Origin of the sequence: Paracoccus aurantiacus (genome assembly GCF_007993065.1) — a bacterium.
In the GTDB taxonomy this organism is placed as follows: Bacteria; Pseudomonadota; Alphaproteobacteria; order Rhodobacterales; family Rhodobacteraceae; genus Paracoccus; species Paracoccus aurantiacus.
The window spans coordinates 189155-203323 of sequence record NZ_VOPL01000006.1 but is presented as its reverse complement, the minus strand read 5'-3'; the positions used below and the strand labels follow the sequence as shown (position 1 = coordinate 203323).

Sequence of the window (14169 nt, the reverse complement as noted above, 5' to 3'; positions counted from 1 at the left end):
CCGTCAAACGGCCGCATCTCGTCATGCGCCTCGATCTCGACCGTCGCATGCGTCCCGATCAGCGCATCGAAATCAAGATCGTCGCGCGTCGAAAGCGCCTCGACCCGGTATTCAAAAAGGTCGTTCAGATGGTCCGTGCCGTCAAAACGAAGCAGAGACAAAACATCCGCGCCAAGCACCGTGTGCAAACGGCCGAGACGTTCGGCCTGGCGAAATGGTGCGTTCATCGGAACCCCCAAAACAAAAAATCACTCAGCGACAATATCGGCAAGAATAAGCCAATACCCCATCAAGCGCCAGAGCATCGCGTCGGGACCCTAAAATCAAGTGTGCAAAAGATGGCGCGCGCGAATATTCACGTCCATCACCGAGAATACTGTAAAAGTTCAGGATTTAAGCTATTACTGCAGCGAACGATCCGGGTCGGCGACGCTGCCGAACATGCGCAGCAACTGGCGCTGCAATGCGGGCGGCAGCACGATACTGTCATGGGCATGCACCAGTTGACCGAACAGATCGTAACCGGCCTGCGTCTTGACGATGGCTGCAAAACGATCCCGGTGCCACCCCAGCGCGGCCTCGTGCAGCGAGGCGATTCCCGGCAGGGCCTTCAGCGTTTCGATGTGCCGCGTAAGCTGCGGAAGCATCCGCTGCGCGGCCAGATTCTCGACACTGTTGAAGTTCCGGTCGATCCAGTAACCGAGGTCGATTGCCTTGTCGGCGCGGTTCGGCAGGCCGCGTTCCGCCTTGGTCATGAAACCCTGCACAGACCGCAGCGAGTAGTGGTGCATTTCGGCAAGCTGGCGATAATCGGGCACCCCGACGAGCGACAACCGCTTGTCATTGCCCGCGATGATCGGCGGCAAAGCGTGGCCCGACCCATCCACCCAGACCGGCTGGTTGTCCTTGCGGTGGCGCGGACGGTGAACGCCGGGGCGGGAAAATGCAGCAGGACGGAACAGCGATTTAAAGAACGTCGCCGCAATCGGCTGGATCATGTCAGCGGGCGCCGATCGCGTGAACTGGCCGGTCACGGCACGATCAGCCAGTGCCACGATCCCGTTCGCCCCGAACAGCCGCCAGCCGAGCGCGACGGCATCGGTATTGCCCGGCAATGCGGCAAGAAGGTCGCCCAAACGCCCGTCGCCCACATGAATGACGGGAAATTCATCCAGATCAGAGATCAGCATCCAGTCGGCGGCCTTGCGCATCGGATGCTTCCAGGCGGCGTTAAGCGCGCTCCACTGGATCGAGCGCTCCGGGGCACGCTCGGTCCGCTCATGGGTCAGGACGCCTTGCTCGGCCAGCAGGTCGAGCATCCGATCCGTGCCGTCCTCGCAATCGTTCGAATAGACGAGAATATCCGTCACGCCGATAAGCTGATGCCAGGCAACCCATTCCAGCAGGTAGGGCGCCTCGTTCCGGACCGTCGTGGCGGCGAGAATTTTCATGATTGTCGAGAGCGTCCCGCGTTAACCATCAATCCACCCCGAAAAGATCGCGGGTATAGACCTTGTCGGCAACCTCGGTCAGGTCCGGCGCAAGCCGGTTGGCAAGGATGATGTCGCTTTCGGCTTTGAACGCTTCCAGATCGCTTACCACGCGGCTGTTGAAGAACAGATCGTCCTTCAGCACGGGTTCATAGACGATCACCTCGATCCCCTTGGCTTTGATCCGCTTCATGATCCCCTGGATCGAGCTGTCGCGGAAATTGTCCGAACCCGCTTTCATGACCAGCCGGTAAACGCCCACCACGCTCGGGCGTTTCGCGACGATCTGGTCGGACACGAAATCCTTCCGCGTCCGGTTCGATTCCACGATGGCCGATATCAGGTTCTGCGGCACTTGATCGTAGTTCGCGAGAAGCTGCTTCGTGTCCTTCGGCAGGCAGTAACCGCCATAGCCGAAGCTGGGATTGTTGTAGAAATCGCCGATGCGCGGGTCGAGGCAGACGCCGTCAATGATCTCGCGGGAGTTCAGGTCATGCGCGATTGCGTAGCTGTCCAGCTCGTTGAAATAGGCCACACGAAGGGCAAGGTAGGTGTTCGAGAACAGCTTGATCGCCTCAGCCTCGACCGCGCCGCAGAACAATACCGGCATGTCCTTGCGTATCGCGCCTTCGGTCAGCAGCTCCGCAAAGCGCCGCGCCCGGTCCGAACGTTCGCCGACAACGATCCGCGACGGGTGAAGGTTATCGTAAAGCGCTTTTCCCTCACGAAGGAATTCCGGCGAGAAGATGACGTTGTCCCAGCCCATTTCCGCGCGGATGCGGTCGACGAAGCCGACAGGGATCGTAGATTTGATGATTGCAACGGCATCCGGGTTGATCCGGTGGACTTCGCTCAGCACTGCCTCGACCGTGGACGTATCGAATCGATTCGTCTTGGCGTCGTAATTCGTGGGCGTCGACACGACGACGAATTCGGCATCGCGAAACGCCTCGGCCGGGTCGAGCGTGGCGGTCAGGTCAAGTTCGTGCCCTGACAGGTACTCCGCGATCTCGCGGTCCTCGATCGGCGATTTGCGGTCATTGACCATCGCCACACGTTCTGGCGTCACATCCAGGGCGACCACGCGGTTATTCTGCGCCAACAGAACCGCGTTCGAAAGACCGACATAACCAAGCCCGGCCACTGCAATATTCGTCATCGTCACACTCTCATACAAAGATCTGCGCGCATTCTATTCATTTTTCAGCGGAAGGCGATGATATCTCAACGACCCTGACGTCGCGGCCTTCTCATCCTCGGTGAAACCCGCTGCCGCCATCAGCGGGCCGAAATCATTTCGCAACTCATCCGCCTCGGCATCGCTTTCAAAAGGCAGGACGATGCGCGACAGGGCCGCAAGGTCGAGCGACCGAAGCCGCGCCGCCCCGATTCCCGCGCGCGGAGAGATGCGCAGCGTGTCCGGCTTGAAGTCAGACAGATAGGCCGCAAGCCCGGCTGCACCTGTCTCGCCATCGCCCGGCAGCACCAGCTTTCCGTCGACGAAACGCAATCGGGCGGTATTTTCGATCCCGTTGCGCGCGCGGATATGCGCTGCGGCTTCGGCGATACCGGGCTGGCTGTCCTGCACCATCTGTGTCAGATCGCCGCTGCCCCGCGCCATGACCATCGCCGGCAGTGCGATCCCGGCGCCGATATCCAGAACCCGGCGGCTGCCCGTCAGAAGGCCCGCGATATTGCGCCCGTTGCGTCGGTCGAACTTGCCGGCAAGCACAGCCATCGCCGCTGCCTCGGTGAAGATTTGCGGGTCACAGGGCAGCAGCACACCTTGCGAGGCGACCCATTCCAGCGTTTCGGGTGCTGAGGGGCGAAGCCGGCCATCGCGGTAAAGCTGGGCCCCGATCGCATTCCATCCCGATGTCGGCGCATCCTTCGCAATCTCCGCCGATCTGGCGCTTGCCTTGCGTTCGACCTCGGACATCAGCGCCGCAATTTTGGCGGGATCGCGCGCTTTGGGCGGCTTTGCCTCGACAGAGGTGATGGGCTTCTGCCCGGCCTCGATCAGACTGGCTTTCAGCGCCTGATAGGCATCAGAGGCCCGGTATTCGTCCAGCCGCCGCTCAACTGCCGCCAACGCGGCATGGTGCAGTTCCGACAGGACGGGATCGATCAGCAGTTCGGCCATGATCCTGGCGCGCAGGGCGGAATGACGCAGGATGCGCGTGTCGGCAACCTCATTGCGGTCCTGAAGCGACCAGTATTCGGCGTTATACTTGTCTTTCTTGTTATTCACATTGCCGCGGAAGCGGCGCACAGCATAGCTGTCGATGGATTTGACCGCATAGTGGTTCATCTGCGCCCAGTCGTAACCCAGCGTCCGCCGGATCGACCGCCAGCCGCGAAACTTGAAATAATCCTCCATCGGCTGGCCGGAACCATTCAGCCATTTCACCGTATCGGGAAAGCCGTCCTTAAGGTGCTTGTTCTTGATCGAAGGCCGGTGAATACCAAGCTTCCAGTATTCGGGATCGAACCGAAACAGGGTCTTTACGCCCCAGCCCTTGTTCCAAAGCGGGGGCGCCGCGCGGGTATATTGTTCCGTCACAGGGTCGCGCGACCAGTCCACGACCCCGTTCGACCCGAAAATCCGCCAGGTCACAATGATCCCGTTCGCCCCGCGCGCCACCACGTCGTCCAGAAGCCCGTCCAGATGGCCCGCGGGGTGATTGACCGACAGAAACTCGTCGGCATCGAAGACCATCACCCAATCGGCATTCTGGACCAGCGGCTCTGCCTGCGCGTGGTTCAGCGCCGAAGGCTGCGGCTTCACGCCGTCCGGGATCGCATTCTCGCGGTGGTGGCCAAGACCGAGCGCTTCCAGCCGTTGAAGCATCTCGACCGTGCCGTCGGTGCAGTCGTTCGTGTAAACCAGAATATCGGTGAACCCGACGGCGAGGTGGTGCGCGAACCATTCCAGCAGAAACGGCGCCTCGTCCTTCATCATCGACACGGCCATGACCGTGCCGTGACGACTGACATGAGGCGCAAAATTCATGCTGGCATGCCCGTTTTCGCCCTGCGCCCGCTACTGCTCAAGCGCGGCGGCGGGATCAATGCCGACTTCTTCGCACATCCGCGCGGCGTAGGAGTTCGGCAGCGGCACATTCCGGCGCCACCAGGGTCGCGTGCCGTTCGTGTACAGATGGACCGAAACGGTTGCATCGGTGAACCACCCCTCGACCCGGCCATGCGGGTCATAGAACACGTCGTTCAACTGGAACGGAACCGGATAAAGCACATCCGACGTCATCGCGCGTTCGATATCGCCGGTTTGCTGGGCGAACCAGGTGAACGCCTGCGGACCGAAGGCCGTACGCTCGGCCTTATAGATCGCGGCGGCGTGTGACAGGTCATCGCGCTGCTTGATCTTGTCCATCTGCTTGCGCTGCCGCTTGTTCCACCATGCAGGATAGTCAGGCAGGTTATCGTAGTAATCCAGAAGCTGATCCATCAGTTCGCATTGCTGCGGCAACGCGACCACGCCACAATTCAATGCGCCGCGCATGCCATGGCCGGCGAAGGTCCACTCCCAGTCATCGGGAAAGGGCTTGTGACAGAAAGCATCGCAATCGATCCAGATGGCCCCGGTTTTCTGGATCATCTTGTAGCGGAACACATTCGACAGGAACGAGGCTGAGGTGTCGTTCACCAGCCGCATGTCGATATCCATGATCTCGGAAGCCGGGCGCACGACCACACCGTCCGGCGCGTTCTTCAAATCGTCCGTGCAGTAAAGCGTCACGGGGTGGCCGTGAAGAAGGTGCGACTTCAGGCAAAGCTGGTTCAGATACTGAAGCTCTGCTCCGATCCAGAGCGAGGCGACAGGGCGACGATCGAGCTTCATTCAGGACCTCGGCGATTTTCGACGCGCCCTTTCTATCCGACCGCCTGCCAAGCGGCCAGTCCCCCTGTTGCATCTTCCTTAGCGATCAATACTCGAATGGCGCAACACACTTGTAATTCGGTCGCCTCAAGGTAGATCGTGGGATGCGCCCGCCGCAAATCCCTGATCCCACTGCCGCCCGCCCGAGGAATGATCTGACATGAACTTCGACCCGAACAAGTCGCTCGCCGACGGCATCCGCATCATCGAAAACGCGGTCATCGTGCCATTCGGCGCCGGCAAGCGAGGCGGGATCAGGCGACCGGCAGCCATCTATGATGCGGGCGGCAATTACGTCCCGCTTGGTCAGTGCTTCCGAAGCTGGGGAAGACCCGTCACGGTAGAGCCAGACTCACCCCCGACCGACGACCAGATCGAGCCGACGCTGCCCGGTACGTGGCTTTTCGGCGGAATGATCTATACCCATTTCGGCCACTTCCTTGTCGAGACGACCTCGCGCCTTTGGGCGCTGGATCATCTGGACACGCCGCCTGACGGCGTCATCTTCATGCCCCGCAAGCAGGCCGCCAAGCCTGAACGGTTCATCAGCCCGGTGCTGCCGCTGCTGGATATGTTCGGCAAAGATGTCAGGAATGTGCGCGCCGTCGTCAGGCCAAAGCGGGTCGAGCGCCTTATCCTTGCACCGCAGGGTTTCGGAACCGGCGACATGATGGGCGGCAGCCCTGAGTTCCGCGCCTACATCGCCCGCCACCTTGGCGACGGAATCGAGCCGCAGGGCGGCGAAAAGCTTTACATCTCGCGCAGCCGCCTGTTTTCCAAGCGCGGCCGCTATCTGGGCGAAAAGCGGCTGGAGCAGCTTTTCGAGGCAGAGGGATACGAGGTCTTTCACCCGCAGGACCACACACTGGCCGAGCAGATCGCCCGCTACAAGGCTGCAAGCAAGATCGTATCGAGCGATTCTTCGGCGCTGCATCTGGCGGCGTTCTTCACCAGACCCGATGACCGCATTGCCATCATCCTGCGACGTCCGGGCAAGATCTCGCGCGATTTCGTGACGCAGTTCAGGCATTTCGCCAATCTGCAACCGGTGATCGCCAACGCGCTGAACGGGCGGATCTATCGCGCCGATAACGAGCGCAAGCAGATGAACGAAGTTTTTGCCGAACTGGATTTCCCGAGCCTCGGCACGAAGCTTGCGGAAACCGGCTTCATCACCGATCCTTCGGCCTGGACAGGCCCGACCGAGGCAGAGCTGGAGGCAGAGCGGAACGATCTGTCCGAACGCCTTGGTTTGCCGCTGGTCCTGGGCTGAAAGAATGCGCCGCCCTGTTCAGGCGGCGCTTCATGTTCGTCGGGCTTGGGGCCGGGCGATCAGCTCCAGTCCCAGGGTCGGGTGAATTCGCCCAGTTTCTGGCGCACTGTTGCCTCGTCGGTACTGGCGGCACGGGAAATCTTGGCAACCAGACCGCGCTTCTTGTCCTCGACCACTTCGGACACGGTCGCACCTGTCCCCTCAAGCGCCTCGTCATAAACCCGGCGAATAGCCATACGCCTCAGGTCGGGTTTGAAGATTTTGCCGACGGCGGTTTTCGGCAGTTCGGGCAGGATTTCCAGATATTTCGGGACCGCCGCGCGCTCGTGGATATTTTCGCGTGCGTGTTCCAGCAGCTCTGCCTCGGTCGCATTCGCCCCCGCGACAAGTTCGACATAGGCGCAGGGCAGTTCGCCCGCACGCGCATCGGGCTGACCGATGGCACCAGCGAAGGCGACGGCGGGATGCGACAGCAGCGCGTCCTCGATCTCGGCAGGGTCGAGATTGTGACCGCCGCGGATGATAAGATCCTTTGCGCGCCCGGTGATCCACAAATAGCCGTCAGCGTCGAGCCGGCCAAGATCGCCCGTGCGCAGGAACCGACCCTCGGCGAACAGATCCTTGTTCTTGTCTGCTTCGGTATAGGTCGAGCCTTCGAACACACCGGGATTGGCGACACAGATTTCACCGACTTCGTCCGTCGCACATTCCTGGAAGCCTTCCGGTGTCTTTTTCAGGATGCGGACATGGGTATAGGGCAGCGGCAGCCCGACCGAGCCGACTTTTTTCGGCCCGTCAACCGGGTTGCAACTGACCAGACAGGTCGCTTCGGTCAGGCCATAGCCTTCGGCGATTTCCACCCCGGTCGCCGCCTTGAAGCGGTTATACAATTCGATCGGAAGCGGCGCCGAGCCCGAGATGGCGGTGCGCAGCGAGGACACATCGGCATCGACAGGGCGCTGCATCAGCGCGGAAATCGCGGTCGGCACGGTGATCAGGAATGTGACCTGCCACCGCTCGATCAGCTTCCAGAAATTGTCGAAGACACCCTCGCCGCGATAACCGGCGGGCGTTGGCATCACCATATGCGCCCCCGATCCGATACAGCTCATCAGGATCGGATAGGCTGCAAAGACGTGGAACAGCGGCAGCGGGCAGATCAGTACGTCTTCCTGATCGAACAGCAAGGTGCCACCCAGAAAGCCGTTATAGATCATACCCGAATACTTGTGCTGTGCGATCTTGGGCAGACCCGTCGTGCCGCCGGTGTGGAAATAGGCGGCAACGCGGTCTGTCTTCGTGTCCTCGAAATCAAGCCGGTTGTGGTTCTCGCCCGAGGTCGCCGCCTCGAAGTTATGCGTCTTGGCCTGATGCTTTACCGTGACCTTCGGGCGGGCAAGCGGAACGATGAATTTCTTCACCCCGGTCAGATGCCGGTTCAGGTCAATTTCCAGCAGATGCTGAACATTGGGCGCCTGCGCGACAGCCGCTGCCGCCTTCTGTGCAACATCGGTCTTCGGAAAGGCTTTCAGCGTGACCAGAACCTTTGCGTTGGTAGAACGCAGGATGCCGGCGATATGTTCGGCTTCCAGAAGCGGGTTGATCGGGCTGACAATGCCCGCGGTCATGCCGGCCAGCAGCACGACGGGCGTTTCGATGGAATTCGGCAGCAGATAGGCGACGGTATCGTTTGGCCCGACCCCAAGCTTTCGAAACAGGTTGGCCGTTTCAGTTACGCGCTCGCGCAGCTCTCGCCAGTTCAGCGTGGTCGCATGGTCGCGCGGACCCGACAGAAGCTGAAAGGAAACCGCAGGCCGATCTGGATAGCGTTCCGCCGTCCGGCTGAGGAATTCATAGATCGTGCGGGGATTGTCCCGCTTCTCATAGGCGATTTCCTGTTCAACCGCGTCGCGGTCGGCAATGCTGCCGAAACGGCTTTTCCTGTTCATTTTCCCCCCAATTCTCCGGCCGCGAGGACCGTCTGATTTGGCACAGACAATGGGGCAGAATCAAAGCATGGGGCAAGCCCGGCGGCCGCCCCATGCGCTGAAAACGCAGCGTCAGAGACGCCGCGTCAGTCCTTAAAAGCCATTACTGCGGAATGCGCAGGGTCTGACCGGGGTAAATCTTGTCCGGGTCTGACAGCATCGGCTGATTGGCCTTAAATATCTCGTTATAGCGGTTCGCGTTGCCGAGATATTCCTTGGCGATGGCCGACAGCGTTTCGCCTTTCTTTACGGTATGGAATACCGGTTCGGCGGATTGGGACGGCGCGGCGGTCTGCGCTTTCGGCGGCACGTCCGGCTCTGCCGCAGCGGCGGCGCCAGCGGGGACGGGACGGTCAGGCAGGTCGGCCTCGACCTTGGCGATGCCTTTGATATTGCCGACGGCGAGGATCAGCTTTTCCATCGTTTCGCGGTCGGCACCCTTGGATTCGACCTTCACGGTGTCGCCACGCAGCGTCAGGTGAACGTCACCCGAATCGAGGCCAAGCGCCTTCACCTCTGCCTCGAGCGCCTTGACCTTGCGATCGGTATCGGCCTGCTCGGGTGTCTTGGCCTCGGCCGCTTCCGCCGATCCGAAGACCGATTTCCCTGCATCCTTCACGAAATCCCAGAAAGCCATCGGCTTGTCCTTCCATGTTGTTTCGCGCGATCAACGCCCGCGGCGTCAGGCGGTTCCGCATGCTGGCGCAGGATGTGCATTTGCGATACCGGTTGCGCCGACATCACCCTGGAAGGCCGCCATGCATACTGTCTCTGTTCTTGCCGCCCCGGCCCGTGCCGATCTGACTGCCGAACGTGTCGATGCGCTGCGCGATCTGTTCAATGGCCAGCATGTCATCTGGCTGGCCGAGGGCATCGCCGCTGAATTTCCGACCGATCATCTGCCTGAGGACGCCGAGGCGATAGCGGAAGATACCCGGCTTGCCGGGTTCGATCTTGTGGTCCAGCCGACGCTTGGCCGTCGCAAGGCAGTGTTGCTGGCCGATATGGATTCGACCATGATCCAGCAGGAATGCATCGACGAGCTCGCCGCGGAAGCTGGCGTCGGGCCGCGTGTGGCGGATATCACAGCCCGCGCCATGAACGGAGAGCTGAACTTCCACGAGGCGCTTGTCGAACGTGTGGGCCTGCTGGCGGGGCTGCATGAAAGCGTTATCCAGAAGGTTCTGGACGAGCGTATCACCCTGGCCCTTGGCGGCCGGGAGCTGGTGGCGACCATGCGTGCGCAGGGTGCCTATACCGCGCTGGTATCGGGCGGCTTCACAGCCTTTACCAGCCGCATCGCCGAGGTACTAGGCTTTGACGAACACCGTGCCAACACGCTTCTGGCCGATCAGAACGTGCTGACCGGCCATGTCGGCCTGCCGGTTCTGGGCCGCGAAGCGAAGGTCGAAGCGCTGGAGGAGATCACCGCAGCGCGGGGCCTGACGCCCACGGACGCGATCGCGGTGGGCGACGGCGCGAACGATCTGGGCATGATCCAGCTTGCCGGCACCGGCGTCGCGCTGCATGCAAAGCCTGTCGTCGCAGCGCAGGCGGGCGTTCGCATTGATCATGCCGACCTGACGGCGCTTCTGTATATTCAGGGCTATGGTCGAGAGGAATTTTCGGGCGTCGTCTGAATTTCGCAGGCCCGGTCAGGCGTCGAAGGGTGGCGCGCAGGTGATTTGTGAAAGAAGGCCGGCTGCAACCCAATGCCTCCGGCAATAAAGGTGCTGGCCCATGCTTGAGATTCTTTCCCTTACAAGTGTCATCTTCATTCTGATCGCAACCGGCTATCTTGCGGTCCGCTCTGGCAAGTTCACCGCCGGGGAAATGGCCACGCTTGGCAAGTTCGTTGTCGCCTTCGCGATCCCGGCCCTTATTTTTCGGGCGCTTTCTTCCCGCCCGCTGGGTGAGATCTTCGATGCGGGCTATATCGGCGCGATGCTGGGCGGATCGCTTCTGGTCTTCGCGTTTGGTTACGTCTGGGCGCGGCGCGTGGGCGGCGCGTCGGCTGAAGCCAGCACGTTCAGCGCCGTCGGCATGTCCTGTTCCAATAGCGGGTTCGTGGGCTATCCGCTTTTGCTCATGGCGCTTCCGCAGGTCGCGCAGACGGCACTGGCGCTGAACATGGTAGTCGAGAACCTTGTGATGATCCCGCTCGCGCTTGTCATGGCGGAACGGGCGCAAGGCGGCGGCGCAACATCCGGTGCCCGGCTTGCGGGTCAAATCGCGCTGCGGCTGCTTCGCAACCCGATCATCATAGCACTTATTCTGGGCATGATCGTCTCGGTTGCCGGGCTTCGGATGCCGGCGGTCATCGCGCGCCCCATTGACATCATGGCGTCGGCGAGCGCGGCACTCTCGCTTACCGCCATCGGCGGCGCATTGGCCGGATTACCCCTGCGAAGCATCAATGCGTCCGTGCTGTCGGTTGTCATCGGAAAGCTGCTGCTGCACCCACTGGCAGTGGGAGCCGGGCTTGTCGTCATGTCGGCGACAGGCTTCGGCGTTCAGGACGACAACCTTGCCGCTGCTGCCATCATCATGGCGTCGATGCCCGTCATGTCGATCTATCCGATCCTCGCGCAACGCTATGGCGAGGGGCAGAACGCGGCACTTGCCTTGCTCGTCATGACGGCAGCTTCTTTTGTGACCATCACGCTCGTGCTGGCGATCATGTTGCCGTGACGCGGCGGACGCGGCGGCTAAAAAGAAAAGGGGCGCCTCGCAGGGCGCCCCTGATCGCTTCGGTCCGGGAAGGATCAGTCCTTCGCACGCTCCACATAGCTGTTGTCGGCCGTGTTGATGACGATCCGCGTGCCGACGCCGATATGCGGCGGGACCATGACGCGCAGCCCGTTATCCACCTGCGCCGGCTTATAGGATGACGATGCCGTCTGGCCCTTCACGACCGGCTCTGTCTCGGTCACTTCGACGGTCATCTTCTGCGGCAGTTCCATCGCGATGGGCGCGCCATTGAAAACCTGCAGGAAGACCCGCATCCCCTCCTGCAGATAGACCGCCTGATCGCCGATGATATCCTCGGTCGCGGTCACCTGCTCATAGCTCTCCGGCTCCATGAAATGGTAGCCTTCGCCATCGTTATACAGATAGTCATAGCTGCGTTCGTCCACATGGGCCTTTTCGACCTGATCGGTGGTCTTCCAGCGCTCTGTCACCTTGGTGCCGTCCGAAATCCGGCGCATATCGACGCTGGTCGTGGGCGTGCCTTTGCCGGGGTGGAAGTTTTCGGCCTTGAGAACGACATAAAGACGCTCATCAATCTCGACCACATTGCCTTTGCGAAGGCTGGAGGCGATGACTTTCATCTGCGGTTTCCTTGCGAGTTATCCGGTCTGCGCGTAAGCGCTTTGGCCGTGTCCCTATCCCATGAACCGTCCCATTGCCAGAGAAACCATGAGCAATAACCAATGGTGGCAGCCCCGACGCCACGCCGACCGCCGCCCGGCCTTGCTGGCCCGAAACCGTATCCAGCGGGCGATCCGGGGCTGGCTGGACGACAACGATTTCACCGAGGTCGATCCGGCAGCGCTTGCCATCAGTCCGGGCAATGAAACCCATCTGCACGGGTTCGCGACGTCGATGATCGGCAATAACGGGCAGGCGCAGCCAATGTATCTGCACACCTCGCCCGAATTCGCCATGAAAAAGCTGCTGGCCGCAGGCGAGCGGCGCATTGCCGCGTTCAGCCATGTCTGGCGCAATCGCGAACGCACGGGGCTGCATCACCCCGAATTCACCATGCTGGAATGGTATCGCGCCGGCGAAGCCTACACAGTGCTGATGGACGATTGCGCCGATTTCCTGATGCTGGCGGCCGAGGCTGCCGGGGTGAACGAATTCCGCTTCCGCGATGCCACCTGCGACCCCTATGCCGCGCCGAAGCGGGTTTCCGTCGCCGATGCCTTTGCAGAACATGCCGGGATCGACCTTCTGGCGACGATTGCCGCAGACGGCACGACCGACCGCAACGGGCTGGCTGCTGCTGCCTACATAGCCGGGGTCAACCTCGCGCCGGACGACAACTGGTCCGACATCTTTTCCCGCGTGCTGGCCGAGCGTGTCGAGCCGCATCTCGGTCACGGCGTGGCGACCATCCTCGACCGCTATCCGGTGCCAGAGGCCGCCCTTGCCCGCCGCAGCCCCGATGATCCCCGCGTTTCGGAGCGGTTCGAGCTTTATGCCTGTGGGGTCGAACTTGCGAACGGCTTCGGCGAACTTACCGACGCCGCCGAACAGCGCCTTCGATTTCAGGCCGATATGGCGGAAAAGCAGCGGATCTATGGCGAGACTTACCCGCTGGACGAGGATTTTCTGGCCGCGCTCGCAATCATGCCCGATGCAGCTGGCATCGCGCTCGGCTTTGACCGGCTGGTGATGCTGGCGACCTCTGCCCCCTCGGTCGAGGCGGTCATGTGGGCACCCGTGCCCGGCTAAGGTGTCAGTCGCGCCAGGATTTCTGCGGCAGTGCCGGGCCTGGCCCTTGCGCATTCGGTCCCTGCCCAAAAGGGGCCATATCCGTCTTCGCCGGCCTTCGACGCCACCGCGTGCAGCGCCTTAAGCGCCGAATAGGGCAGCGGATAATCGGGCGCTTCGCCGTCATCGCGACGGCTGATGATGTTTTCCACACCGCGCGCCGGCCGCCCTGAAATCGCCCGTGTCATCCGGGTGCTGCCGCCGGACAATGCCGCGCGATGAGCGGCCGATGTCCCGGCCTCGTCCGCGACCAGAAACGCCGTCCCGCATTGCGCCGCGACCGCTCCGGCATCCAGCACGGCCTGCACATCCTCGCGCGACATGATCGCTCCGGCCGCGATCAGCGGCAGACCGGCATCCTTCAGGGTCGCCAGCAGATCCAGGGTTTCCATCTGCGCATCGGGCGCATCGACCTCGGTCACACCACGATGTCCGCCAGCCTGCCAGCCTTGCGCGACGACCCCGTCCAACCCGGCGGCTTTTGCCTTCAGCGCATCAGCAAGATTGGTGGCAGAGCCAAGCAGGATCGCACCGCTGTCGCGCAGCGCGGTCAACTGATCAGACGTTGGCAGACCGAAGTGAAAGCTGACCACGCCGGGCCGTTCCTCGACCAGCATCGCCAGCATCTCCGGGTCATCGGCGAAGGGCAGATAGCCGTCAGCCAGCCCATCCGGCGGACTAGCGCCAAACCGCGCGAAATCCGGCCGCAGGCCGTCCAGCCACGCCTGTTCCTTCGCGGCATCGCGCTGCGGCGGTTTATGACAGAATACATTCACATTGAACTTTGCCGCCGTCATCGCACGGGTCTGGCGGACCTCGTCCCGCGCCCGCGCAGCGTCCATTGCCGCCACGCCAAGCGAGCCGAGGCCCCCCGCATTCGCGACAGCCGCCGCCAGCGCCGGTGTCGTGATCCCCGCCATCGGCGCCTGCACCACGGGCACGCGCATTCCGATCCGGTCCAAAAGCATCGCGGCCTCCTTTTGTGCCCATTTACAATCCTGTCGCGGGGCAGGATCA

At 61.8% G+C, this 14169-nt stretch carries 13 protein-coding genes; 4 read left to right on the top strand and 9 right to left on the bottom strand.

What is annotated here, in order from left to right:
• From FQV27_RS14850 to FQV27_RS14830, 5 genes are all read right to left on the bottom strand, one after another.
• A partial coding sequence (locus FQV27_RS14850; RefSeq protein WP_281290029.1) for a contractile injection system protein, VgrG/Pvc8 family occupies positions 1-227 on the bottom strand: 227 nt, incomplete at its 3' end.
• A 174-nt stretch (positions 228-401) separates the two neighbouring features.
• Complete coding sequence (locus tag FQV27_RS14845) at positions 402-1451, bottom strand: glycosyltransferase family 2 protein (RefSeq protein ID WP_147099989.1); 1050 nt, start codon at positions 1449-1451, stop codon at positions 402-404.
• A gap of 28 nt (positions 1452-1479) precedes the next feature.
• Positions 1480-2649, bottom strand: coding sequence for a nucleotide sugar dehydrogenase (locus FQV27_RS14840; protein ID WP_147099987.1), 1170 nt, complete (start codon positions 2647-2649; stop codon positions 1480-1482).
• Positions 2650-2682: 33 nt separating this feature from the next.
• The gene (locus tag FQV27_RS14835) at positions 2683-4503 is read right to left on the bottom strand and encodes a glycosyltransferase family 2 protein (RefSeq protein ID WP_246133121.1); all 1821 of its coding nucleotides are present in this window, start codon (positions 4501-4503) and stop codon (positions 2683-2685) included.
• A gap of 30 nt (positions 4504-4533) precedes the next feature.
• Positions 4534-5352 (bottom strand): hypothetical protein, encoded by an 819-nt coding sequence (locus FQV27_RS14830; RefSeq protein ID WP_147099985.1) that lies wholly within the window; start codon positions 5350-5352, stop codon positions 4534-4536.
• A gap of 199 nt (positions 5353-5551) precedes the next feature.
• Here FQV27_RS14830 and FQV27_RS14825 point away from each other — a divergent pair, with 199 nt between their 5' ends.
• Positions 5552-6664: a glycosyltransferase family 61 protein gene (locus FQV27_RS14825; protein WP_147099983.1), complete on the top strand. Its 1113-nt coding sequence runs from the start codon at positions 5552-5554 to the stop codon at positions 6662-6664.
• 59 nt (positions 6665-6723) lie between these two features.
• On the opposite strand, the gene FQV27_RS14820 is transcribed toward FQV27_RS14825, so the two are convergent.
• Positions 6724-8613: an acyl-CoA synthetase gene (locus FQV27_RS14820; RefSeq protein ID WP_147099981.1), complete on the bottom strand. Its 1890-nt coding sequence runs from the start codon at positions 8611-8613 to the stop codon at positions 6724-6726.
• 142 nt (positions 8614-8755) lie between these two features.
• Positions 8756-9289, bottom strand: coding sequence for a peptidoglycan-binding protein LysM (lysM, locus tag FQV27_RS14815; RefSeq protein WP_147099979.1), 534 nt, complete (start codon positions 9287-9289; stop codon positions 8756-8758).
• A 121-nt stretch (positions 9290-9410) separates the two neighbouring features.
• On the opposite strand from lysM, the gene serB reads away from it, so the two are divergent.
• Entirely contained in the window at positions 9411-10292 is an 882-nt protein-coding gene (serB, locus tag FQV27_RS14810; protein ID WP_147099977.1) for a phosphoserine phosphatase SerB, read from the top strand.
• 100 nt (positions 10293-10392) lie between these two features.
• Positions 10393-11343: an AEC family transporter gene (locus FQV27_RS14805; RefSeq protein WP_147099975.1), complete on the top strand. Its 951-nt coding sequence runs from the start codon at positions 10393-10395 to the stop codon at positions 11341-11343.
• A 74-nt stretch (positions 11344-11417) separates the two neighbouring features.
• Here the strand turns inward: FQV27_RS14805 and efp are convergent, their stop codons facing one another.
• Entirely contained in the window at positions 11418-11984 is a 567-nt protein-coding gene (efp, locus tag FQV27_RS14800; RefSeq protein WP_147099973.1) for an elongation factor P, read from the bottom strand.
• Positions 11985-12072: 88 nt separating this feature from the next.
• Between efp and epmA the strand changes: the two genes are divergently transcribed.
• A complete protein-coding gene (gene epmA, locus FQV27_RS14795) occupies positions 12073-13113 on the top strand; it encodes an EF-P lysine aminoacylase EpmA (protein ID WP_147099971.1) in 1041 nt (346 codons plus the stop codon).
• On the opposite strand, the gene FQV27_RS14790 is transcribed toward epmA, so the two are convergent.
• Positions 13110-14120: an NAD(P)H-dependent flavin oxidoreductase gene (locus tag FQV27_RS14790; RefSeq protein ID WP_147099969.1), complete on the bottom strand. Its 1011-nt coding sequence runs from the start codon at positions 14118-14120 to the stop codon at positions 13110-13112. The two genes, epmA and FQV27_RS14790, sit on opposite strands and share 4 nt — an antisense overlap.
• Positions 14121-14169 lie beyond the last annotated feature (49 nt).